General features: G+C 50.5%; 14 protein-coding genes. 9 read left to right on the top strand and 5 right to left on the bottom strand.

Features of this window, described 5'->3' with window-relative positions:
- The first annotated feature begins 1235 nt into the window (after positions 1-1235).
- The 4 genes from MSL71_RS13765 to MSL71_RS13780 all read left to right on the top strand — a co-directional run bounded on the left by MSL71_RS13765 (position 1236) and on the right by MSL71_RS13780 (position 6106).
- Positions 1236-2156 carry a M12 family metallopeptidase gene (locus tag MSL71_RS13765; RefSeq protein WP_180141253.1) on the top strand — a complete coding sequence of 307 codons (921 nt, stop codon included), beginning with the start codon at positions 1236-1238 and terminating at the stop codon, positions 2154-2156.
- A gap of 489 nt (positions 2157-2645) precedes the next feature.
- On the top strand, positions 2646-2897 hold the full coding sequence (locus tag MSL71_RS13770) for a transposase (RefSeq protein ID WP_218951029.1): 252 nt from the start codon (positions 2646-2648) through the stop codon (positions 2895-2897).
- Positions 2898-3744: 847 nt separating this feature from the next.
- Positions 3745-4665, top strand: a complete 921-nt coding sequence (locus tag MSL71_RS13775; RefSeq protein WP_180141255.1) for a M12 family metallopeptidase — start codon at positions 3745-3747, stop codon at positions 4663-4665.
- 490 nt (positions 4666-5155) lie between these two features.
- Positions 5156-6106 (top strand): REP-associated tyrosine transposase, encoded by a 951-nt coding sequence (locus tag MSL71_RS13780; protein ID WP_218951030.1) that lies wholly within the window; start codon positions 5156-5158, stop codon positions 6104-6106.
- Between the two features lie 3 nt (positions 6107-6109).
- On the opposite strand, the gene MSL71_RS13785 is transcribed toward MSL71_RS13780, so the two are convergent.
- The 3 genes from MSL71_RS13785 to MSL71_RS13795 all read right to left on the bottom strand — a co-directional run bounded on the left by MSL71_RS13785 (position 6110) and on the right by MSL71_RS13795 (position 10132).
- A complete protein-coding gene (locus tag MSL71_RS13785; RefSeq protein WP_180141258.1) occupies positions 6110-7645 on the bottom strand; it encodes a DUF4125 family protein in 1536 nt (511 codons plus the stop codon).
- 248 nt (positions 7646-7893) lie between these two features.
- Entirely contained in the window at positions 7894-9474 is a 1581-nt protein-coding gene (locus tag MSL71_RS13790; RefSeq protein WP_180141260.1) for a cryptochrome/photolyase family protein, read from the bottom strand.
- Positions 9475-9691: 217 nt separating this feature from the next.
- Positions 9692-10132, bottom strand: a complete 441-nt coding sequence (locus MSL71_RS13795; protein ID WP_180141262.1) for a hypothetical protein — start codon at positions 10130-10132, stop codon at positions 9692-9694.
- A gap of 595 nt (positions 10133-10727) precedes the next feature.
- Here MSL71_RS13795 and MSL71_RS13800 point away from each other — a divergent pair.
- The 4 genes from MSL71_RS13800 (at position 10728) to MSL71_RS13815 (ending at position 17134) form a co-directional block, all read left to right on the top strand.
- A complete protein-coding gene (locus MSL71_RS13800; protein ID WP_180141264.1) occupies positions 10728-13865 on the top strand; it encodes a carboxypeptidase regulatory-like domain-containing protein in 3138 nt (1045 codons plus the stop codon).
- Between the two features lie 502 nt (positions 13866-14367).
- Positions 14368-15591, top strand: a complete 1224-nt coding sequence (locus MSL71_RS13805) for a BamA/TamA family outer membrane protein (protein WP_180141266.1) — start codon at positions 14368-14370, stop codon at positions 15589-15591.
- 451 nt (positions 15592-16042) lie between these two features.
- Positions 16043-16243 (top strand): DUF1059 domain-containing protein, encoded by a 201-nt coding sequence (locus MSL71_RS13810; protein WP_180141268.1) that lies wholly within the window; start codon positions 16043-16045, stop codon positions 16241-16243.
- Between the two features lie 249 nt (positions 16244-16492).
- Positions 16493-17134 (top strand): SagB/ThcOx family dehydrogenase, encoded by a 642-nt coding sequence (locus MSL71_RS13815; RefSeq protein ID WP_218951031.1) that lies wholly within the window; start codon positions 16493-16495, stop codon positions 17132-17134.
- Positions 17135-17344: 210 nt separating this feature from the next.
- On the opposite strand, the gene MSL71_RS13820 is transcribed toward MSL71_RS13815, so the two are convergent.
- Positions 17345-18907, bottom strand: coding sequence for a sigma-54 interaction domain-containing protein (locus MSL71_RS13820; RefSeq protein ID WP_180141270.1), 1563 nt, complete (start codon positions 18905-18907; stop codon positions 17345-17347).
- Between the two features lie 396 nt (positions 18908-19303).
- On the opposite strand from MSL71_RS13820, the gene MSL71_RS13825 reads away from it, so the two are divergent.
- Positions 19304-20755 carry an MFS transporter gene (locus MSL71_RS13825; RefSeq protein WP_180141272.1) on the top strand — a complete coding sequence of 484 codons (1452 nt, stop codon included), beginning with the start codon at positions 19304-19306 and terminating at the stop codon, positions 20753-20755.
- A 9-nt stretch (positions 20756-20764) separates the two neighbouring features.
- Here MSL71_RS13825 and MSL71_RS13830 read toward each other — a convergent pair whose 3' ends face one another.
- Positions 20765-22138: an OmpP1/FadL family transporter gene (locus tag MSL71_RS13830; protein ID WP_180141274.1), complete on the bottom strand. Its 1374-nt coding sequence runs from the start codon at positions 22136-22138 to the stop codon at positions 20765-20767.
- Positions 22139-22343: the final 205 nt, after the last annotated feature.

Raw genomic sequence — 22343 nt, forward strand, 5'->3', positions numbered from 1 at the left:
ATTAAAGAGAAGGGGTCAGACCTACACATCTGACAAAATGCAAAAAAGTGCCTTGATTTAAGGGGTTTTGCTTTTTTGTGAGATCTATAGCCCTCCATCCACTCTTCGGCAAAAAGGCACCCCCATGACACGACCCTTACGGATTCCGTCTTCTGGGGCGTTTTACCATGTGACATCTCGAGGCAACGAGCAAAAGAACATCTACCGGTATCGCTGATCAGCGATGGATACGAGCTCTACACGGGATGGGAGAAGATGGAGAAGGGGGCATGTTTTGTCAGTTTTTGCCGGAATCGTTTGTTGAAGGCATCAGCAGGAATATTCTGAGGATCGCCGTAGTGATCACGAGCTGCCTGCCCTGAAAGCTCTCTAAAGCATGCCCTCATTTATTTGAAATATCGAGTTTTCATGAGATTAACAACGAACCCAGCCTTACAAGAAGATTGAGAATGTTTCTTATGGAAAAACACGCCGGTGCGCCACTGAAAGCTATCGCTAAGCGCTTTGTCCTTGGAATTTCAAAATGACTGTTAAGTAAATAAAGAGAAGGGGTCAGACCTACACATTTGACAAAATACAAAAAAGTGCCTTGATTTAAGGGGCTTTGCTTTTTTTGTGAGATCTATAGCCCTCCATCCACTCTTCGGCAAAAAGGCACCCCCATGGGACGACCCTTACGGATTCCGCCTTCTGGGGCGTTTTACCATGTGACATCGCGAGGCAACGAGCAAAAGAACATCTACCGGTATCGCTGATCAGCGATGGATACGAGCTCTACACGGGAGGGGAGAAGATGGAGAAGGGGGCATGTTTTGTCAGTTTTTGCCGGAATCGTTTGTTGAAGGCATCAGCAGGAATATTTTGAGGATCGCCGTAGTGATCACGAGCTGCCTGCCCTGAAAGCTCTCTAAAGCATGCCCTTATTTATTTGAAATATCGAGTTTTCATGAGATTAACAACGAACCCAGCCTTACAAGAAGATTGAGAATGTTTCTTATGGAAAAACACGCCGGTGCGCCACTGAAAGCTATCGCTAAGCGCTTTGTCCTTGGAATTTCAAAATGACTGTTAAGTAAATAAGGTATTGATGGCGGTGAGGAAGCTTATCCAGTAAGGGATTGATTCGAACCCTTTTCACTCATCAGGATTCAATGGCAATGGTGGCAAAGTTGCAAAACTGTCATAAGCATTGTGGCCGTTATTAATTACAACAGCCGGTAAAGGGAGTCTATTTAATGAAAAGAAAAAAATCTGGGATCAAGTTGGTAATTTTGATGTTCCTACTTGCAAACATGATGTTAGTTGACCAATTTACAGCGCATGCTGCCCTGGTTGTGCCGAAAAGCAGGGTTTGGCCTGGCGGAATTATTCCTTATGTTATTGATGAAAATGTGCTGCCGTTAGGCAGACAGAAGATTCATAAAGCAATAGAGGAATATCATAACAATACTTCGCTACATTTTGTTGAGCGTAACAGTGAAAATGAACATTTATATCCAGATTACAAACGGTTTTACTATAACGAAAATGGCTATTGTAACGCAGGGGGAAATGGCTTTGTATCAGGCGAAACGATAATAAACCTTAATTCCATTATCGAATGTGCGGCACATCCAAACGGTGGCGATAATGGTTTACGCGTCATTGTACATGAGTTGGGGCATGTCGTGGGCCTATACCACGAAAACAGCCGTCCTGACTTATGGGACTATTTCACGATTGATTGGAGTCTTGTCGTTGATCCCGAATGTCCTGACAGAAGAGAGGTAAATCTTATTGGCACTGCTTTAGAAGGGTATGATTATTTTTCTATCATGTCGAATGTACCACCGCCTTGCAGCGTCAATGAGATGGGCGGTCCCGGCTGGGATTATGCGGATCCGATCGATCCGGATATCAGTATCTATGATGTCAGAATGCGGGGTGGATCGGCGAAAGATATTTATAAGTTAAGCGATGGTGATAAAGATGGTATTGCCTGGCTTTATGGCGTAGGTACAGATCTTAATCATGATGGTGAGGTAGATTTTGTTGATTATATGGTATGCATGAGTATTATTCTTGGCTATAGCAGCGATAATGGTGATGTAAATGGCGATGGGGAGACTAACTTGATAGACCTGAATAGTATTATCGTTGAGATATTTACTGAGTAGAAGAGAAGTAAGAGAATGTTTCGGGCCTGCACATTGACAAAATTCTTAATAATTGATTTTTAGGTCAATAATTCAGAGGGTAAACCCCACCTATGGTGGGGGACTCCCCAAGTTTGGCAGTTTCACCAGTAGAAGTAGATAATTTTTATAGATATTAACGGTCTATTACATGAGTGAAGCGCATGGAAACGGAGCGCCGCACTCAGGTGCGGCTTTTTAGTCCGTCGTTACCCATGCCGCACCGGAGTGCGGCGCTCCAGGGTTCACGGGTGACCAGGTGATGCTGTAACACGCTGATGGCCGAAACGATTATCAAGAACAAAAAGAAAACTAACCGTTAGTGGTGCATAGGTGACTTTAGGCGCAGAAATAGACCGATTTGAGCGGTTAACAATCAAGCCTCCCGTTCGACGGGAGGTTATGACTTAGTTTGTGGGCAGATCATGTTGCAGCCTATCCCATTATCCTTTAGCATTCAGCAAAGGTATCATGATGGCACGACCCTTACGGATTACGTTTCCCGGGGCGTTTTACCATGTGACATCCCGGGGCAACGAGCGAAAGAACATCTACAAAAGCAAGCGGGACCGGCAGAAATTTCTGGAGTATCTCGGCGAGGCCCATGAACGTTACGGGGCAATCATCCATGCTTATTGCCTCATGACCAATCACTATCATCTTCTTATTGAGACGCCCGATGCCAATCTTCCCCAGATCATGAAGCATGTGAACAGCTCTTAGAGAAGGGGGTCAGACCTACACATCTGACAAAATGCAAAAAAGTGACCTGATTTAAGGGGTTTTGCTTTTTTTTGTGAGTTCCGTAGCCCTCCATCCATTCTTCGGCAAAAAGGCACCCCCATGGCACGACCCTTACGGATTCCGTCTTCTGAATGGGAGAAGGGGTCAGACCTACACATTTGACAAAATACAAAAAAATGCCTTGATTTAAGGGGTTTTGCTTTTTTTGTGAGATCTATAGCCCTCCATCCACTCTTTGGCAAAAAGGCACTCCCATGACACGACCCTTACGGATTCCGTCTTCTGGGGCGTTTTACCATGTGACATCGCGAGGCAACGAGCAAAAGAACATCTACCGGTATCGCTGATCAGCTATGGATACGAGCTCTACACAGGAGGGGAGAAGATGGAGAAGGGGCATGTTTTGTCAGTTTTTGCCGGAATCGTTTGTTGAAGGCATCAGCAGGAATATTTTGAAGATCGCCGTAGTGATCACGAGCTGCCTGCCCTGAAAGCTCTCTAAAGAATGCCCTTATTTATTTGAAATATCGAGTTTTTATGAGATTAACAACGAACCCAGCCTTACAAGAAGATTGAGAATGTTTCTTATGGAAAAACACGCCGGTGCGCCACTGAAAGCTATCGCTAAGCGCTTTGTCCTTGGAATTTCAAAATGACTGTTAAGTAAATAAGGTATTGATGGCGGTGAGGAAGCTTATCCAGTAAGGGATTGATTCGAACCCTTTTCACTCATTAGGATTCAATGGCAATGGTGGCAAAGTTGCAAAACTGTCATAAGCATTGTGGCCGTTATTAATTACAACAGCCGGTAAAGGGAGTCTATTTAATGAAAAGAAAAAAATCTGGGATCAAGTTGGTAATTTTGATGTTCCTACTTGCAAACATGATGTTAGTTAATCAATTTACAGCGCATGCTGCCCTGGTTGTGCCGAAAAGCAGGGTTTGGCCTGGCGGAATTATTCCTTATGTTATTGATGAAAATGTACTACCGTTAGGCAGACAGAAAATTCATAAAGCAATAGAGGAATATCATAGCAATACTTCGCTACATTTTGTTGAACGTAACAGTGAAAATGAACATTTATATCCAGATTACAAACGGTTTTACTATAACGAAAATGGCTATTGTAACGCAGGGGGAAATGGCTTTGTATCGGGCGAAACGATAATAAACCTTAATTCCATTATCGAATGTGTAGCACATCCAAACGGTGGCGATAATGGCTTACGAGTCATTGTACACGAGTTGGGGCATGTCGTGGGCCTTTACCACGAAAACAGCCGTCCTGACTTATGGGACTATTTCACGATTGATTGGAGTCTTGTCGTTGATCCCGAATGTCCTGACAGAAGAGAGGTAAATCTTATTGGCACTGCTTTAGAAGGGTATGATTATTTTTCTATCATGTCGAATGTACCACCGCCTTGCAGTGTCAATGAGATGGGCGGTCCCGGCTGGGATTATGCGGATCCCATCGATCCGGATATCAGTATCTATGATGTCAGAATGCGGGGTGGATCGGCGAAAGATATTTATAAGTTAAGCGATGGTGATAAAGATGGTATTGCTTGGCTTTATGGCGTAGGTACAGATCTTAACCATGATGGTGAGGTAGATTTTGTTGATTATATGGTATGCATGAGTATTATTCTTGGCTATAGCAGCGATAATGGTGATGTAAATGGCGATGGGGAGACTAACTTGGCAGACCTGAATAGTATTATCGTTGAGGTATTTACTGAGTAGAGGAGAAGTAAGAGAATGTTTCGGGCCTGCACATTGACAAAATTCTTAATAATTGATTTTTAGGTCAATAATTCAGAGGGTAAACCCCACCTATGGTGGAGGACTCCCCAAGTTTGACAGTTTCACCAGTAGAAGTAGATAATTTTTTATAGATATTAACGGTCTATTACATGAGTGAAACGCATGGAAACGGAGCGCCGCACTCCGGTGCGGCTTTTTAGTCCGTCGTTACCCATGCCGCACCTGAGTGCGGCGCTCCAGGGTTCACGGGTGACCAGGTGATGCTGTAACACGCTGATGGCCGAAACGATTATCAAGAACAAAAAGAAAACTAACCGTTAGTGGTGCATAGGTGACTTTAGGCGCAGAAATAGACCGATTTGAGCGGTTAACAATCAAGCCTCCCGTTCGACGGGAGGTTATGACTTAGTTTGTGGGCAGATCATGTTGCAGCCTATCCCATTATCCTTTAGCATTCAGTAAAGGTATCATGATGGCACGACCCTTACGGATTACGTTTCCCGGGGCGTTTTACCATGTGACATCCCGGGGCAACGAGCGAAAGAACATCTACAAGAGCAAGCGGGATCGGCAGAAATTTCTGGAGTATCTCGGCGAGGCCCATGAACGTTATGGGGCTATCATCCATGCTTATTGCCTCATGACCAATCATTATCATCTTCTTATTGAGACGCCCGATGCCAATCTTCCCCAGATCATGAAGCATGTGAACAGCTCTTATACGACGTATTTCAACGTCAAACGGAAGCGTTTCGGGCACTTGTTCCAGGGGCGTTACAAGGCCTTTCTCGTCTATAAGGACGATTACGCCCTGGAGCTGTCGAGATATATTCATTTGAATCCTGTCCGGGCGGCCATGGTTGATTCGGTGATCGACTATCCCTGGTCGAGTTACAGGGCATTTGTCGGCAAAGAGGCGTCACCTGAATGGCTTGAGACGGATTACATTCATGGGTATTTCGGAAAACGGGTTTCACAGGCCAGAAGGGAATACGAGAGGTTCGTTGACGAGAAGGGCGCGCTTCATGCCCAGAACCCTCTTGAAAATGTATCGGCGGATACCATTCTGGGGCCGGAATCATTTATTCAGGGGATAAGCAAGAAGTACCTCGAAGGACGACGCAACGATCGCGAGCTGCCTGCTCTGCGTGCGTTGAACTGCAGGCCATCATTTTCGGTCATATCCAGTGTTGTAGATGATCATGTTGAGGATGTGAAGCTCGCCCGTAAAATGAAAATCTACCTGATGAAGAGATATTCGGGAGCGACGCTGAAAGCGATCGGAGAACCCTTTGGGTTGAGTGAATCGGCAGTCTCCCAGGTGTGCGGGCGGTTTGATGTCTTGTCCAATGAAGATAGGAGTGTTCAACAATGTCTGAACACATGCATAAAATTAATTTTGTCGATTGTGCAGGCCTGATCCCTAATTAGACTGCTTCCCCTCCGCCTCCTCCAAACTGTTGTATCCTTTTTCCTGAACCAGCGTTTTATAGATCTCCTCGGACATGCTTTTGCCGGAACCTTTCAATATTTCCGTGTGAAGGAAAAGCGATTTCAGTGTGCTTTCGGAGTAGGACTCCAGCTCGCAACGCAGGTAATTTTCAAAAGAGGCCCAGTCGATGCCCGCCTCTCCCCCGGTTAGAGAACGGCCTCCGGCCATGATGCGTGGGTACTTGGTCATGAACTCTTTTTGCCACTGAACCATGACCCCCGTGATTTTATCAACATAGGGGCTGCTGTTCTCGCTGGGGATCAGGTTGTCCATCCTGGCGTATTTATAGGTCATCAGGTTGCGATTGTTTTGTTTTGCCTCTTTGAGATCCTGCAGGTAACTGAGGAGGGTGGTCTCGGGCCAGGCCATGAACTTTGCCGTCCTGTGGAGTTTGAATTCGTCAGGGAAGTCTCGGCAGGTGGGTTGGCCCTGGTTCCGTGGGTCTGAAGCGGCCTTGTCGTTGACGGAGGAAAACATCTCCCATTCGATTTCCAGAATTTGTTTGATGATCCCTTTTTTGTCGGGCGTCTTTTTTTCCACGCCCCACAACGTGTTTTTGAATTCTTGGTTTTTGATGCGGGCGAGGATGGATGGCACGTGATCTGCTAAAAAGGGAATATCGTGGTCGGTGAGTCCCAGAGCCTGAAGCTCGGCGATGACTTTCCGGCAAATCATTTCCATGGTGTCCTGTTGATTCTTCCAGCCTTCACTTTGGGACTGTCCGGTGAGGACCTGTGCAATCAGGGGGGAGAGTTCTCCCCCAAGTATCGGCAAGTGGGCAACGCCTCTGAACAGCCACTTGTAAAAGGGCGCATAGGCTTTGTTCAGGAGGTAAACCAGATGCATGATTTCTGTGCAGAATTTTACCGTGGCGGTATGTGTTACATAGGGGTCGTTTCTTAAAATACCCCGTTGCCAGTTGTATTGACCGGCCTGGCCCGCGAGCATGCAGCAGTCCGCGATTTTTTTAAGCCGGAGGTCTTCAGGGTAAAACTCAAGAAGGGCTGTTCGCCATGAGGAGAATTCTCCCAAGGGGTCAGAAAAGATTTTGCCGTTGGTGCAAAGGGCCAAATTATCTGAAGGGATCTGCCAATCCTTCATGGAAACCGGTATGTGATTCAACCCTGTGTAGCGGGCGTAAAAGCTGCTGGTGGTCATAACGCCCACGCGGCCTTCCTCACCCGGACTTACGACCCGAGGGCCAAATCCCATGTATTCTTCGGGCAGGGCATTGTAGCAGGCCTGAAGCTCTTTGCCGTAGCGCTGGTAATCCTCTCGGGTAACCCACAGGCAAAAGGAAGGGCCCCAGTCGTGATCACGTGAGTATTCATCATCAAATCCAAAGCACTCGGAGCCGGGGCCAACAAGCCCTATGGCAACACGGTCCATGAGGGACTTGAACGTCTGCTCGAAAATTTCTTTTGCAAATGCATTGTAGTATGCCTCACTGAGTTCCAAGCCTTTCATAAACCATATTCCTTTGCACCGGTCATTCTCTCAAAATCAAGGGGCTGACTTCCAACTGGATCACGTTTTAGTGGTGTCAGAACGAAATCCGAAATTTAACACATGGATTGGAATTAGGTCAAACATGTACCTAAATTTATTGAAGGGGTGAAGTAGGCGGAGGCGGTTTGGGGAGTCGAGCAAGGCATGGAGGCTACCCGGTGTGAGTGTGTCTTTTGCAGCTTGCCTCCATGGTAACGGAGAGGGGGTCAAAGCTCCTCAATATCATCCAAACAGGCTGCTGCCCGTTCGAGTATCGCCTGCCGCTGGTCTTCGGATTTTTTGCCCCACACAGCATATACCATCTTATTTCTGGGGTTAGCGGCAAAAGCGGTTTGGTTGTCGTGCATAAAGTGCCAGTACAGGGCATTGAGGGGGCAGGCGTTTGGGGTCGTTGTCTCTGTAACGCGATAATGGCAGTCGCTGCAGTAGTCGCTCATCTTTTTGACGTAGTTACCGCTGGCCGCGTATGCTTTGGAGCCCACGATGCCGTTGTCGGCAAATTGGCTCATGCCCCTGGTGTTGGGCAGCTCCACCCATTGGATGGCATCGATGTAGATGCCCATATACCAATTGTCAACTTGGTCGGGGTCTACGCCTGCAAGAAGGCAGAAATTACCCGTAATCATCAGGCGCTGGATGTGGTGGGCATAAGCCATGTCAAGGGATTGGGTGATGGCCTGCCGAAGGCAATGCATCCGGGTCTCTCCGGTCCAGAACCAGGAGGGCAGTGGACGAGTCGCATCCAAGCCGTTGCAGGACTCGTATTCGGGCATGTTGGCCCAGTAGATACCCCGTATGAACTCCCGCCACCCAAGGATTTGTCGCACAAACCCTTCCACCTGTGCCAGGTCCATCCGGGGTTTTCTGGTGTGGTAGTGCTCAATGACCGTGCTGATCACGTGTTGCGGGCTGAGCATTTTGCTGTTCAAGGCAAAGGACAACCTTGAATGAAACAGTCCGAACTGCCTTTTCATGTCTGTCGCGCCAAGCTTGCCGGTCATTGCATCCTGGAATCGGCCGAAGTGCTTCAGGCCGTTATGACAAAAATAACTCAGCAATTCTGATGCCTGCTGGACATTGACCGGCCAGATCAGGTGGAGAGATTCTTTCCCGATGGTCTGGATGCCGTGCCGTTTGATTCGCGCCAGGATATCCCGGACATCGTTTGCGAACAGCAACGGTTCGGGTACCAGCTTCAGGTCATCGGCTTTGAGTTTGTTTCGGTTTTGTGCATCATAATTCCAGCGGCCCCCTTCCGGCTCCTCTCCATCCATGAGGATGTGAAATCGTACCCGCATTTTTCGGTAAAAAGCTTCCATACGATGCCGTTTGCCTCTGCTGAATGTGCGATGGATCTCCTCGTCTGAAAGATAAAAATGCTCGGTATCATAAACCGTGGTGCCCACGGCTTTCATCGCTGCGGATTGACAAAACTGAGCGAGTTGTTCTCGCAGGCGGTACTCATCCGGCAGTTGGTATTCAAATTGTGTTGCCTGGTGTTTTTCGAGCAAATGGCTGAGCAGCTCCGGCAGACTTGCAAAAGAGGCTGTATCGTCCAGTGTCAAGTACAGTACCTGATGACCGGCGTTGCGGAGCGTCTCGGCAAAGTTGGCCATTGCAGCAAAAAACGCACACAGCTTCTGGACATGGTGACATACATACGATGCTTCCTGGAGCAGCTCAGCAATGACATACAAAATGTTATCGTCTTTTTGTCTGTACCAGGAGTGGCTGGTATTAAGCTGGTCGCCGAGAATGAGCCTTAGGCGGGAGTGTTTTTTGGTCATAGCGTCGCCTTTTCTATGCTTTTACCGACTGGAATCTGGACGTTCGGTCGGAGGTGAACAGGTGGCGCATCGCGTAGTTTGGGGGAAACGTTTCGAGTAGAAGATGTTTTATTACTTTTTATGAATCACCGATGATTTTCGACCATTGATAAAACTGGGGGGCTGGAAAAAAGCTAAACATCAATAACGTAAAGATTATTCGTGATTGATTTTCCATTTAATCAATGGCCGAAACTCCTGTCATCCCTCCGGAGGGGAATTGTGGAAGGGTGGGGGCAGGAGGGAGTGTTGACTGATTCGTTTGTATGGGAATTTTGTCCGTCAGGGTCAAGGCCGGTGGTGCCGGTGAGTATACGCTGTAACACGAGATGGTAACTTGAGATCCCCCCGGTGCCAATGGTTTCGGGGGCATGATCCGGTATCTGGAAAGGTCTTGGTGCATGGGAAACAGGATGCTGGTAATGGACAGGTTGCTTGCGTTTTTACCGATGGTTGAGGCACTTACGTTGCTTTCAGAGCTGCCAGCAGAGATTCCCTGGGTTGCGATGAACGAAGCCAGTTGACTTTCAGATAGGGGCTCCATTTCTGCCGCGCTGAAACTGATCAATGAAAGGGCAATGATGACGGTGAACACAATAGCTTTAGAAGGGGTACCCATGATGGTTACAGTCCTTGGTTCGTATCACTATAAGGAAAAGAAATGACGATCGTGCATTCAAGGAGGTTGAGAGTAAAGACTATGACACAACGCATCCATTTGTGGGGATTACAAAGATATTCCGGTTTTCTGATATGTTGCGTTGTTAAAATCCTGTGCAGTGTATCAAAAGTACGAAGGATTTTCCAAAGAAAATATGCAATGGCATATGGCCAAATGCGACAGTTCAGCGCCATATTGTAATGAGCAAAACAGTTTCGAAATCTATTCAACACAGCCTTACATAGTAATGATTGGGAATACATCTTATGAAGAGAGATTTATCAGGTGATTATTAAAGTAACTTAGGCGAACCCATTTGCATGGGGTATGATGGCGGACATTTGGCGTGACGAGGTATCGGGTGGTGGTAAAAAAAGACGTTGGCAACCGATTTAAATTGTGTGACAAGTAGTTGTGATAAATCATGTCCCCCCATTTTATCTCTTCGAAAGATTATTGGCCGGAAAAGGTCATAGCGTATTTAATTTCGCTAATCTGGTAAGGATCAAATTCTCTGGTGTTTAAACCCTCAATCCCCAAAGGAGACCGGGAGATGAAGTTGAAAACATGGATATTGTTTTGCTTTTTCATTCTTTTTGTCGGTTGCAGGATATCAGGTCAAGTAACATACGAAGGCGTTGGTTTAGAAGGTGTTGCCGTCACACTGTCTGGCGAGACGCCTCAAACAGTTCTTACGGATAGCGAGGGACGGTATGCTTTTGAAGGCATCGGCAAGGGGTCGTACACCGTTACCCCATCGTCTGTCGGTTTTGTTTTTGACCAAACCGAATCGACGGTGATCATCACAAAGGGCGATGTGGATTCTGTTGACTTTACAGCCGAAAAGCGAGCTGTTGAGACAGGCAGAATCAGTGATATGTGCAGTGCCGCGACACCCGGTATTGTGTATGCCCTGGATCAGGACAATGGGGCCTTGCTGTTAATCAACACAACGGTTGAGCATGTTGTCGGGAAAATGGCTTTGAATAATCCAGAGCCCCTTGCGATGGGTTTTTCTTCTGCTGAGAATCGAATTTTTATCGTCAGCAGGGTTGGTGGTGCCATTTCTGTTTTTGATCTGAATACGTTGGAATTATCGGAAATTCAAGGTGTGCCAGGATTAGAAAATCGCGACGTTACCTTGTCTGAGTCATTGGGTCGAGTATACGTATTGTCCCAGCGTGACCATGAAACATTGATTTCCATTTTTGATATGGTTACGGGTCAGAAAGTTTCCGATACCATGAGTTCTTCTCATTCTTCGATAAGCAATCTGGTGTTTGACGAGAATAGCCAGAAACTTTTTGCATGCAACAGCGGTTTTTCACCCTCATCCATCTTCAGGTATTCCGTCCAGAACGATTTGATCGAGCTGGAACAAAGTCTGAGATCAGGGGGGAACGGTCAGTCTATTAACATCAGCCCGGATGGCAAGACACTGGTATTTCCATGTGGGGGTGGCAATGGCTCCGGGTATACGATTTATGACTATGACACTTCGAATTTTTCCAATGTCCATGGGGAGTGGGATGTTGGGACATATCCTGTTTCCGCCATGTTCAGTCCGGATGGACATGTTCTCTACGCAACCAATGGCGATTCATATGACAACCACCTGTATATCATGGATGCAGGGGACTATTCCGAAATCCGCAAACTTCCTTTTCCCCATGCGGATGACTACTCTGTCATTACTCCGAATGCGGATGGCTCAAAAGTTGTGGGTTTCAGTTACGATGATTATAAAGAAGAGGGTCATGGACTCTACTTTTTCACAGATGTGAAGGCGGATCCGACTCCTGTCCCCCATGGTTTGGGGCGTATTTCAGATATGGTCGCCGGGAGCGCAGCTGAGACAGTCTATGCCCTGGACCAGACGCATCAGTGCTTGTACGAAATCAATACCGATGAGGAAGGGATCGCAAAAGAGACGCTTTTGCCGTTCACCCAGCCGTTGGCTGTCTCTTTTTCGGAAATCGATAGAAAAGTTTATATTGTCAGTAAATTTTCAGGGAGTGTAGCGGTTCTGGATATGGAGTCCAGTGAAGTGACCGAGATGCCCTTTACCTATTGTGATGACGGTGTCGATATTTCTCTTGATCCTGTGCGTCGAAGGCTTTTTGTTCTTGCAAAAAGCGAAAACGGGATGAAACTTTACATGATGGACATGGAAACTGGCGAGGTCCTTTCAGAAACACCGTTGGACGACAGGTGGATCAGCACCATTTCATACGATGCGAACAGCCAGAATATTTTTGCCTCCCAGAGTGGTATTTCTCCTTCGTCAATATTCAGGTACTCGACTTCGGACGACTTGCTTACGCTTGAACAGAGGCTGCGCACCGGCGGAAATGGCAAAAAAATAGATATCAGTCCGGATGGCACCAGGCTTGTTTTTCCTTGCGGAGGAGGCAATGGGAATGGTTATACGATTTACGATTACGATACATCTGATTTTCACAATGTTCGAGGTGAGTGGGATATAGGGACGCATCCAAAATTCGCACGGTTTAGTCCGGATGGTTCTGTTTTATTTGGGGTAAACGGCAGCCCGTCTGATAATTGCCTGTACGTCATGGATGTGGCGACCTATTCAGAAATCAGACGCCTTTCGTTTCCAAATTCCGGGGACTACTCTGTCATTACCCCGACCTCAGATGGCTCAAAAGTGGTTGGTTTCAGCTACGATGATTACAAGGACCAGGAGCACCAATTCTACTTTTTTTCAGATGTAAAGCCAGATCCAAGTCCTGCTCCCCATGGCCTGGGTGTCATTTCGGATATGGTGTCAAGCGGTGCGCCAGACAGGGTGCTTGCCTTGGATAAAACCCACCAGGAACTATATGTGATCAACCCGCAACAGGAACGGATTGAAAACGCCATAGAACTTTTCTATACCCAGCCCGTGGGCATGGCATTTTCTGATGTGGATTCCAAAGTGTATGTTGTCAGTAAGTTTTCAGGAAGTGTTACTGTGGTGGATATGATTTCTTACCAAATAACCGATTTCCCATTCGCTTACAGTGAGGATGGTGTTGATATCGCTCTTTCTCCATTGCAAAGAAAAATATATGTTCTCGGAAAAAGAAAATACGAACGCTTTATTTATATCATGGACATGGATTCAGGCGAGGTACTTTCCAGAACGAAGCTTGCGGACTGGGATATAAGTTCGATACAATTTGACGACAATCGCAACAAATTATTTGCTTCGAACAGCGGGGTGTCTCCTTCTTCCATATTTCGCTATGGCATCGTGGGTAACAGCATAACCTTGGAGCAGAGCCTGCGATCCGGTGCAAACGGGCGAAAAATCAGTATCAGTCCGGATGGGTCAACGTTGGTGTTTCCTTGCGGGGGCGGGAACGGACCCGGTTATACCATCTACGATTACGATACGTCGGATTTTAATCATGTTCGCGGGGAGTGGGATGTGGGAACCTACCCGAAATCAGCGATATTCAGCCCCGACGGTAGTCTACTCTATGCAACGAACGGGTCATCGAGAGATAACTATCTCTATATCATGAGGGTTTCAGGTTATTCGAGTATCAGAAAACTTCCATTTCCCAATGCTGATGATTACAGTGTAACCGCTGTAAACTCGGATGGCTCGATTGTCGTCGGATTCAGCTATGATACAAACAGAGAGGATAACAAGTCGTTGTACTTTTTTAGGGACGTTAGGTAAAGGTTCATCGAACTACTGAAATGGCGGTTGAGGGGTAACTCTATCTATTTGTGAAACCCACCCGATAGCTAAGCAAAATGGCCGTGCTTATTCCTTATATTCTGGGTTGAGTACGGTTGTTTTTTTGTCAGGAAATTAAAGGGGATTTTTGAAGGTTGAGTGGAAGCATGATCCCAATATATTAGATGGTTATGCTGAAGCATGTCCTGTATTTCTGCATCTTGCGAACTATGCCCTTTTTGTCTCGGGCTTCGCAGTCCGGTGTTTTGTCAGGTTTAACATTTGATGGCCTGTTCATAGCGGGCATGTTACAAGGAAAGGGAACCGGGCTTCATGGCATTAAGATCATTCGATGGTTCCACATCAACCCTTTCACGCATATACCCTAAGAAATATATTCCAGTGAGTATCACCTCAGGCCGATATCGGGCATGTGGGATTGAATTTCATAAGGTCCCATAAAGTCAGCGCGTAGCGTTTTTTCAAGGAAAGCAGCTCAAATGTGGGCATCGCTTTTGCGTATTGTATCCAGCGTGATCATACCGTTTTGAATTTTCTTTTTGTGGGGCATTTTCGTTTGAGACTCGTGGGCCAGGTGCTCTGCTCTCTTTGTCTTTACATGGCATATTCAAAGGAAAACGTTGATATGCGTCATGCTCCCTTCATCCGTGGGTTGCTCCTTGTGCTGGCAACATTCATCATTGCTCCCGGCGAACTGCGTGGCGAGGAGCCCGAGGACAGGTACAATTTTGAATTTGTGACCGCTCCCATGGTCGTGTCCAACCCCAATTTTGGCAATGGGGGAGGGGCCACCTTTATGGGGCTCTTTGATTTAGCTCCCGGAAATGAGAATGTGCAGTCCTCTTCCCTTGGATTGACAGGTATCTATACGGATCGGGGGAGCCATTTGCTGGCCTTGGGGGGAAATGTGTTGCCGAGCGAGGCGTGGCGAATCAAGACCGCCGTGGCAGATATCGGTGTGAAAAGCGAATTGAATGTGGATGAGCTGCCCCAACGGGCGGATTTTACCACCGCCGTCCGTGTGATCCATTTGAACGTTCTGTATGGTTTTGGGGAGCATTTTTTTGCCGGGATGCGGGGGGTGGTCAAAGACATCGGCTATTCTCCGGACAACGAGGCTGGGAGGCAGTACCTCGAAGCCGTCAATGCCACCGATGATCTAAGTGCATCCCTGGGGCCGGTACTTTCTTTCGACACCAGGGATAATCGTTTTTTCCCCTACGAAGGGATTTATGCCGAGGCAACGTTGATGCTCAATCCCACCATTTTGGGCAGTGACGAATCCTACGGCGTTTTGGACGGATTTATTAACGGATACGATCAGTATCGACCCGGACATGTCATTGCATGGCGCCTTTACGGGCGCTTCACGCCGAGTGACACGCCCTATTCGGATCTGTCTACCCTCGGTCGGAAAGCAGACCTGCGGGGATATATAGCAGGTGAGAACATCGCACGGCACCTGATCAGTGCCCAGGTGGAGTATCGGTGGAAGTTCAGGCCTAAGTGGGCTGTGGTGGGGTTTGTGGGTGAAGCGGTACTTTTCGATCCGGGGGACCTGAGTCGGGACAGTTTTTATTCCAGTGCAGGCACTGGGCTGCGGTACCTGCTGAGCGAAGAGCGCAGGCTAAACTTTCGTATCGATTATGCGGTTGGCGAAGACTATTCCGACGGGCTGTACGTCGGAATCTCTGAAGCTTTTTGACCCACTCATGGGTGGCGTCCTAACCCGCATATTTCATGAGAAAACTACTAACCAAAATGAAAAAAGCATGATTTCAGATGGCTACAATCAAAATGTCAGCTATTTTGAAAATGCAAAATGTAAATCGACGTTTGCTGTTTGATTTTCTCACCCATCGGGCGAGCCGAGTGCAGCCATCTTCTGCGTTATCAGAGCTTTTATAAAACCACGACATCTGCAGCTCTGATGCCTTGAATATGGGTGCACTCGACTCGTGAAATATCCGGGCTAATAACGCTTTATTAAATGAAATATGGTATAATCGGTGCCTTGGGATGCGAGGCCTCAACAGGTGGTGACAAGACCTACCGCAGATTCTTGAGCCTCTCATTTCGTGTACGGAAGGGCGGGCGGCCCGATTCGGGACCGTTTACCGCATCATGGTCACACAAAGCACAGGAGTATCAGGACCATGTCACGATATTTCATTGATTGCCGCAACCATCCGAGCGACACGAAGTGCACCGTCGCCCTTGCGGCGGACACAAAGGAAGAGCTGCTTGAAGCCGTTGTGCAGCACGGAACACAGTGCCACGGCTATAAAGATACACCCGAGTTCAGGGAAATGATCTTGAAGGAGTTCCAAGAGGGGACCCCTCCCATCAAGGCATGAACCGTCCGATGCTTCGGTTTTTCCTGATGCCTCTATCTCCCTGTATTTTCATGGATTCGGTTCTTTAGGCAGGCTGAGGGGGCTGAGGTGAGGGCAGTCAGTACAAAGGGAGGATCCTCTTTGAGGGCAAAGAGCAGGGGGGCGTGGCCGAACAGGCCGCGGCCCCCGTTTGGTTTCAGGGCGTTGTGCTTCACCGGCGCTGCCTGATCAACAACAATCTCCCAAGACATGCATGAAGGAGGCTCGCAGATGAATCTTCTGGGTTGGATGTCCATGGTTGTGATGGCGCAAGCGGCAGGGGCGGGGGAGGTGATTCGGCTTCCACCACCGGACACCACGGGAGGGGCCACCCTTTCCCTGAGTCTTGCCGCCCGCCGTTCGGTTCGGTCTTTTGGCGAAGAGCCGCTTACTGTGGCTCAGATCGGCCAGTTGCTCTGGGCTGCCCAGGGCATGACGGATGCGGTTCGGGGGCTGCGAACGGCCCCGTCGTCCGGGGCGTTGTATCCTTTGGAGACCTTTGTGGTGCTGCCCGAAGGGGTGTATTGGTACAACCCGCGGCACCATGAGCTGGCCCTGAAGATACCGAGGGATCAACGAAAGGCCCTTCAAAAGGCCGCCCTGAACCAGGGGGCCGTGGGCGATGCCCCGGCCGTGTTTGTGTTTGCCGCCGTGTATGAGCGGGTGGCGGCCAAATACAAAGGAAGGGCCACCCGCTACGTGGACATGGAGGCCGGGCATGCCTGCCAGAACCTTTTGCTCCAGGCTGCGGCGTTTAACCTGGGGGCCGTTCCCGTGGGGGCTTTCCATGACGACCGCATCGCAGAGCTCCTCAAGCTTCCGAAGGAAGCAAGCCCCCTTTATCTCGTGCCCGTCGGGTATCCGAAGCGATAAACGAAACGACGTGGCTTGTGGGGGTGAAAAGCCTCCGGCGGCCCTGCCTGGGGCCAAGTTTTTGAAAAGTTTGACAAACAGGCCTTAAGCAGACCTTCCAGGCTCCGCCGAAGTAATTTTGCCTGTTTCGGTAGTAAGAAAGTCTTTTGCGGAGCTTTTTTTCAAAAAAGCGACCCGCCGGAGGCTTGTTTTTACCCTGGCCATGGAAGGCTATTTTTTAAGGCTCTTTCCGAAGGGAATGCCCAGTTTTTTCATTTTGTTTCTTAGGGTGCTCGGGTTGACCCCAAGAAGGGCTGCGGCACCGTTGTCTCCTTTGACCTTTCCGTCGGTTGCCTCAAGGGCTCTGCGGATCTGGTGGCGGATGGCATCGTCCAGGTTGAGGGTGGTCTCCTCGGGAAGGGGCGGGGGCGTTGCGGGAGACGTCGGCTCCGGTGAATCGAGGTCGGGAAATCGCAACGGGGTTCCGACAGGGGAGGTGATATGAAGGATCAGGGCCCGTTCGATGAGGTTTTCGAGTTCCCGGACGTTGCCGGGCCAGTCGTGGCGGGACAGGTCCGCCAGGGCCCCGGGGGCTGGTACCGGGACCGGATGGATGTTCATCTCCTTTGCCTTCCGCTCGATGAAGTAGTCCATGAGCTCGGGAAGGTCCACGGGCCTGTCCCGCAGGGCTGGGATATGGATGGGAAAGACATTGAGCCTGAACCAGAGGTCCTGCCGGAACTCCCCGCGGGCAACCATCTCTTCCAGATCCCTGTTGGTGGCTGCGATGATCCGGATGTCCAGGGCAATGGGTGCGGTGCCACCCACTCGTTCGATCTCGCGGGTTTGCAGGACACGGAGGAGGCGTACCTGGGCCCGGGGCGGCAGCTCGCCGATTTCATCCAGGAAGATGGTTCCCGTGTCAGCCCGCTCAAACCGTCCCCTTTTTTTCTGGAGCGCTCCGGTGAAGGCCCCGCGCTCATGGCCGAAGAGCTCACTGTCCATGAGTTCGTCCGGAATGGCCCCGCAGTTGACCTTGATAAAGGGCTTGTTCGCACGGGGCGAGGCGCGGTGAATGGCGTTTGCGATAACCTCTTTTCCCACTCCTGTTTCACCCAGCAGGAGCACCTGGGAGGAGAGGGGAGCCACCTGGCGGACCATCTCCGTGACCTCTTTGAGGCCGTGTCGGCTTCCGATGATCTGGTCTCCGGCCAGGTGGTGGAGCTCCCGGGCCAGGTACCGGTTGTCGTCAGCCAGCATTTCCGTGAGCCTGACCACTTCCCGGTGCTTGAGGGTGTTTGAAAAGGCCATGGCAAAGGGGTCGTGCAGGAGGGTCAGGAGCCGGGAGTGTTCAGGCTCGTAGCGGTCAAACCCTTCTGCAAAGATAAAGACCACCCCCAGCCTGACCTCATCCACAATGGGGTGAAGCAGCAGCAGGGAGATCTCCGGCTTGCCCATGGCTTTCCAGACGAGGTTGGCGACCACCTGTTGGTTGGGCACGTTGAGAATAAGTGCCGGGCCGGGAGTCGGTGGGTAATTTTCGATGAACGATATGGCCTCGGGGGTGAGCTTCACCGGGTCAAAGGAGAGGATTCGACCATTGTCGAGGTCGGAGACGACGGCAATGTTTCGGACCTCTTTTTTTCCGGGGTCGTAGGTGTTCATGGCGAGGCCGTTGATGGGCAGATAGTCCTTGAGGTAGTGAAAGCATCGCTCCAGGGCCGTGTGGATGTCGAGGCTTCCGCAGATCCTGTTGGTGGCCTCCCCAAAAAAGGTCATGTCATATAAATCCATGTGTCTCTCCCCTTAGTGCTCGTTTTTTCGATGAAGCACTACATCTCTTATACGATTCCGTTTCCTCGTTCAAATGCAATGTTGCAACGCGCTTCGTTGGAAGGAACCCACGGCTCTTTTCCACCCGTTTCCTTTGCGGTTCGAAGGTGCCGTATCAGGGCTTTTTTTGTCTAAGGTGGTATATCAGGCACCTTAAGGGCGTCGTATGCGACACACTATCCGAGGATTTTTTCCAATGGCCTGAATTCATGGCTGAATGAATGTTGGCATGCTCTGTGGAACATAATCGGTGTGAGGCCTCCATGAATCACGCCTCGCAACGGGTCGAAGCCCCGACAGAAAAATTGATCGGCAAAGGGGGCTTTTGTGGAGAAAATCGAAAAAGGAGCGATGCCAATGGATTCAGCATATCAAAACAGAAAAAGTGCAACAGCGGTGCCGACGGCCCGGGGTCAGGCCTCGGGGTGGGTCACCTTGAGCATTGTCTGTACGGTTCAGTTTTTGACGCCTTTTATGATGTCCGCGGTGGGGGTGGCCCTTCCGGTTCTCGGAGGGGAATTCGGTGCGAGCGGTGTGCAGTTGGGGCTGGTGGAGACGGTGTTCATCCTGGCTGTCTCGCTGTTTTTGCTGCCATGCGGGCGCCTGGGGGACATCTACGGCCGCAGGCGGGTGTTTGTTTTGGGCATCCTCCTGTTTACCTCTGCTACCCTGGCGGCGTCCCTGGCAGGTGACGTGGCGCTGTTTATCCTGTTTCGTTTTATCCAGGGCAGCGGTGCCGCCATGATTACGGGCACGAGCCTGGCCATTCTCTCCTCGGTGTTTCCGCCGGAGAAGAGGGCCAGGGCCATGGGGGCGGTGGTGGGCTGCGTCTACCTCGGGGTGTCGGCGGGGCCGGTGGTGGGGGGCTTTCTTATCACGCACCTGGGCTGGCGGTGGATCTTTTATGTGGGGGCAGGGGCCGGGAGTGTGGCATGGCTCCTCACCGTTTTAAAGCTTAAGGGAGAATGGGCGGAGGCCGCGGGGACGCGGTTCGATACCCTGGGCAGTTTTTTGTATATGGGGGCTTTGTTCCTGCTGATCGTGGGGGTGGTGAACCAGGCCGCCGGTCCCCGGTTTCAGGCCATGGCAGCCCTGGGCGTTGCCGGGTTGGCCCTGTTTTTTCTCTATGAATACAAAAAGGACGCCCCGCTTTTGGATGTCCGCCTGCTGCTCTCCCGGCGCGTGTTTGCCTTCAGCAACCTGGCGACCCTCATCAACTACGCCGCCTCCTTTGGTCTCACCTTTTTTTTCAGCCTCTACCTTCAGGTCGTGAAAGGCGTGGCTCCCCACACCGCAGGCCTGATCCTTGTGAGCCAGCCCCTTCTTCAGGCGGCCCTGTCTCCGGTGGCCGGGGCCCTGGCCACGCGGGTTCAGACAGCGACCCTTGCCACCATAGGCATGGCCATCTGCGTGGCGGGCCTGGTCCTTGCCTCCACCGTGGACGGCGGCACCGGGTTCGGGCGAATCGTTGTGGTCCTTGCAGTGATGGGAATCGGGTTTGCTCTGTTCTCCACCCCCAATATGCTCACGGTCATGGGGAGTGTGGAGCCCCTACATTACGGCCTGGCATCGAGTCTGGTCTCCACCATGCGCACCCTGGGCATGCTCGTGAGCATGACGATTGCCACCCTGGTTGTTTCAGGGCGCCTGGGAGATAAAGCCGTTGACCAGGCCACCCGGGAACCGTTTCTGCTTGCCATGCACGATGCGTTTCTGGTGTTCGCAGCCTTGAGCATCCTGGGGATCCTCCTTTCCATGGCACGAATGAACAGCCCTGCACACTGTGCTGTCGAAACCCCTTCGGCGTGATGGCGGCGGTTACATATCGATGGTGATGCCCGCATAAAAGGTGTTGCACGTGCCGCCGAAGCTGTAGTCGGGGTTGACGCCCGTGGGCTCGGTTTTCGTGACCTCCCGGTCGTCGAGGATCTGGTGCTGGTAGGCGGCGTAAAAATTGATGTCCCGTTTCATGCGGCCGAAGCTTGGAAGGCGGTAGCTTGTTCCCACGGAGAGGATGTGCTTGTCGTTGTCGAGGAAGTTGATGGTGTCGGTGAGGCCTTCGTCCGGGATAAAGCTGGGTTCGAAGCAGTAGCCCCCTTGAATCGCCAGCCGCCGGGTGAGGCGGTATTCGATGCCCAGTTTGGGAACGACAATGTCGTCCAGCTCGGGGAGCACGTCCCCGAAGTTCTCTTCGTGGTTGAGGGAGACTTCGAACCCGGACCACTTCTGGAATTCCGCCTCAAGGGAGACCATGAGCCTGTCGGTGAAGGCGTAGGAGGTGCCGAAGGTGTAGATGTCCGGTTGGAAGTAGTCCAGCAGGGCCAGCCTCAGGTTGAGAAGGACATTGCCCGTTTCGAGGACGGCCACGGTCTGCAGCGGGGAGATGTCGAGCTTTGACTTCTGCCTGTAAGAAAAACCGAACTCCAGCCCCTCAAGGGCGTCGAATTTTTTTCCGGGGCTGATGTAGAAACCGGCCACCACCGTGGGTTCCAGGGAGATGTCCATGATGGCGTTGTCCACGGGGATCTGTTCATCCTCGGTGATCTGGAGGTCGGACAGGTCGATGGTGCCGGAACCGCCAAAGGAGATTTTGAGCCCCAGGCCCAGTCCGAAGAGGTCCTCCATGAACCCGAATCCCGCGCCGGTCATGATCAACGCCCGCTGGGCTTCCCGCCCGTACCGCATGAAGTTGTGGGTGCGCGGGTCGATGTCGTTGATCTTGACCACGGTGAGATCATTGTTGATGCCCATGGAGAGGCCCATACGTGCCGACGAGATGCATTCCGGCATCTCATAGATGATGTTGAGGTCCATGGCCATGCCCAAGACATAGGTCCCGAAGTCGAGGTCGTCGGCACCGTGGGTGGGCAGGGGGCTTCCGGTGTCCGGGTCGAAGCGGTTGATGTTGAGGTCAAAGGAGGGCACCGTGTGGAGGTAGTTCACCGAGATCTGGTTGATGCCGCTTTTTTCACCGGTCTCGGCGGCTCGTTCGATGCGGGCGAGGGTTCGCCCCAAACCGGACATGTTGTAATAGACCGCGGACCAGTCGTCCACATGGGCGGTCATGGCGTTGCCCATGGCCATGCCCCGTGGGGAAAAACCGTACGTGGTGCCGAAGCTGCTCCCAAAGGCGGACCGGCTGAAGGTGATCATCAACAAAATCGTTCCCATGCATGCAAGCAGTTTTTTCATTGTCGCTCCAGAGTCGTTGTAAGGGTGGGGTGGAATTAAAAAGCAAGGGCATGCCTCCGGCGGCCCTGCCGGGGGCCAAACTTTTGCCAATTTAGATGCCTTGGGTTTGACAAACAGGTTTTGCTTGGGTTTCACGAAAACCTTCGCGGAAGCTCTTCCCCTGAGGAACGAAGGGGGAGGGCTTTCGCAACCTGGGGTCCAGGGG

The sequence above is a fragment of the Desulfoluna butyratoxydans genome (genome assembly GCF_900699765.1).
GTDB classification, from domain to species: Bacteria; Desulfobacterota; Desulfobacteria; order Desulfobacterales; family Desulfolunaceae; genus Desulfoluna; species Desulfoluna butyratoxydans.

Bases quoted from the DNA above. Each gene is read 5' to 3' on its own strand.
- MSL71_RS13765 (WP_180141253.1), top strand. From the start codon at position 1,236: ATGAAAAGAAAAAAATCTGGGATCAAGTTGGTAATTTTGATGTTCCTA.
- MSL71_RS13770 (WP_218951029.1), top strand. From the start codon at position 2,646: ATGATGGCACGACCCTTACGGATTACGTTTCCCGGGGCGTTTTACCAT.
- MSL71_RS13775 (WP_180141255.1), top strand. From the start codon at position 3,745: ATGAAAAGAAAAAAATCTGGGATCAAGTTGGTAATTTTGATGTTCCTA.
- MSL71_RS13780 (WP_218951030.1), top strand. From the start codon at position 5,156: ATGATGGCACGACCCTTACGGATTACGTTTCCCGGGGCGTTTTACCAT.
- MSL71_RS13785 (WP_180141258.1), bottom strand. From the start codon at position 7,645: ATGAAAGGCTTGGAACTCAGTGAGGCATACTACAATGCATTTGCAAAA.
- MSL71_RS13790 (WP_180141260.1), bottom strand. From the start codon at position 9,474: ATGACCAAAAAACACTCCCGCCTAAGGCTCATTCTCGGCGACCAGCTT.
- MSL71_RS13795 (WP_180141262.1), bottom strand. From the start codon at position 10,132: ATGGGTACCCCTTCTAAAGCTATTGTGTTCACCGTCATCATTGCCCTT.
- MSL71_RS13800 (WP_180141264.1), top strand. From the start codon at position 10,728: ATGAAGTTGAAAACATGGATATTGTTTTGCTTTTTCATTCTTTTTGTC.
- MSL71_RS13810 (WP_180141268.1), top strand. From the start codon at position 16,043: ATGTCACGATATTTCATTGATTGCCGCAACCATCCGAGCGACACGAAG.
- MSL71_RS13815 (WP_218951031.1), top strand. From the start codon at position 16,493: ATGAATCTTCTGGGTTGGATGTCCATGGTTGTGATGGCGCAAGCGGCA.
- MSL71_RS13820 (WP_180141270.1), bottom strand. From the start codon at position 18,907: ATGGATTTATATGACATGACCTTTTTTGGGGAGGCCACCAACAGGATC.
- MSL71_RS13825 (WP_180141272.1), top strand. From the start codon at position 19,304: ATGGATTCAGCATATCAAAACAGAAAAAGTGCAACAGCGGTGCCGACG.
- MSL71_RS13830 (WP_180141274.1), bottom strand. From the start codon at position 22,138: ATGAAAAAACTGCTTGCATGCATGGGAACGATTTTGTTGATGATCACC.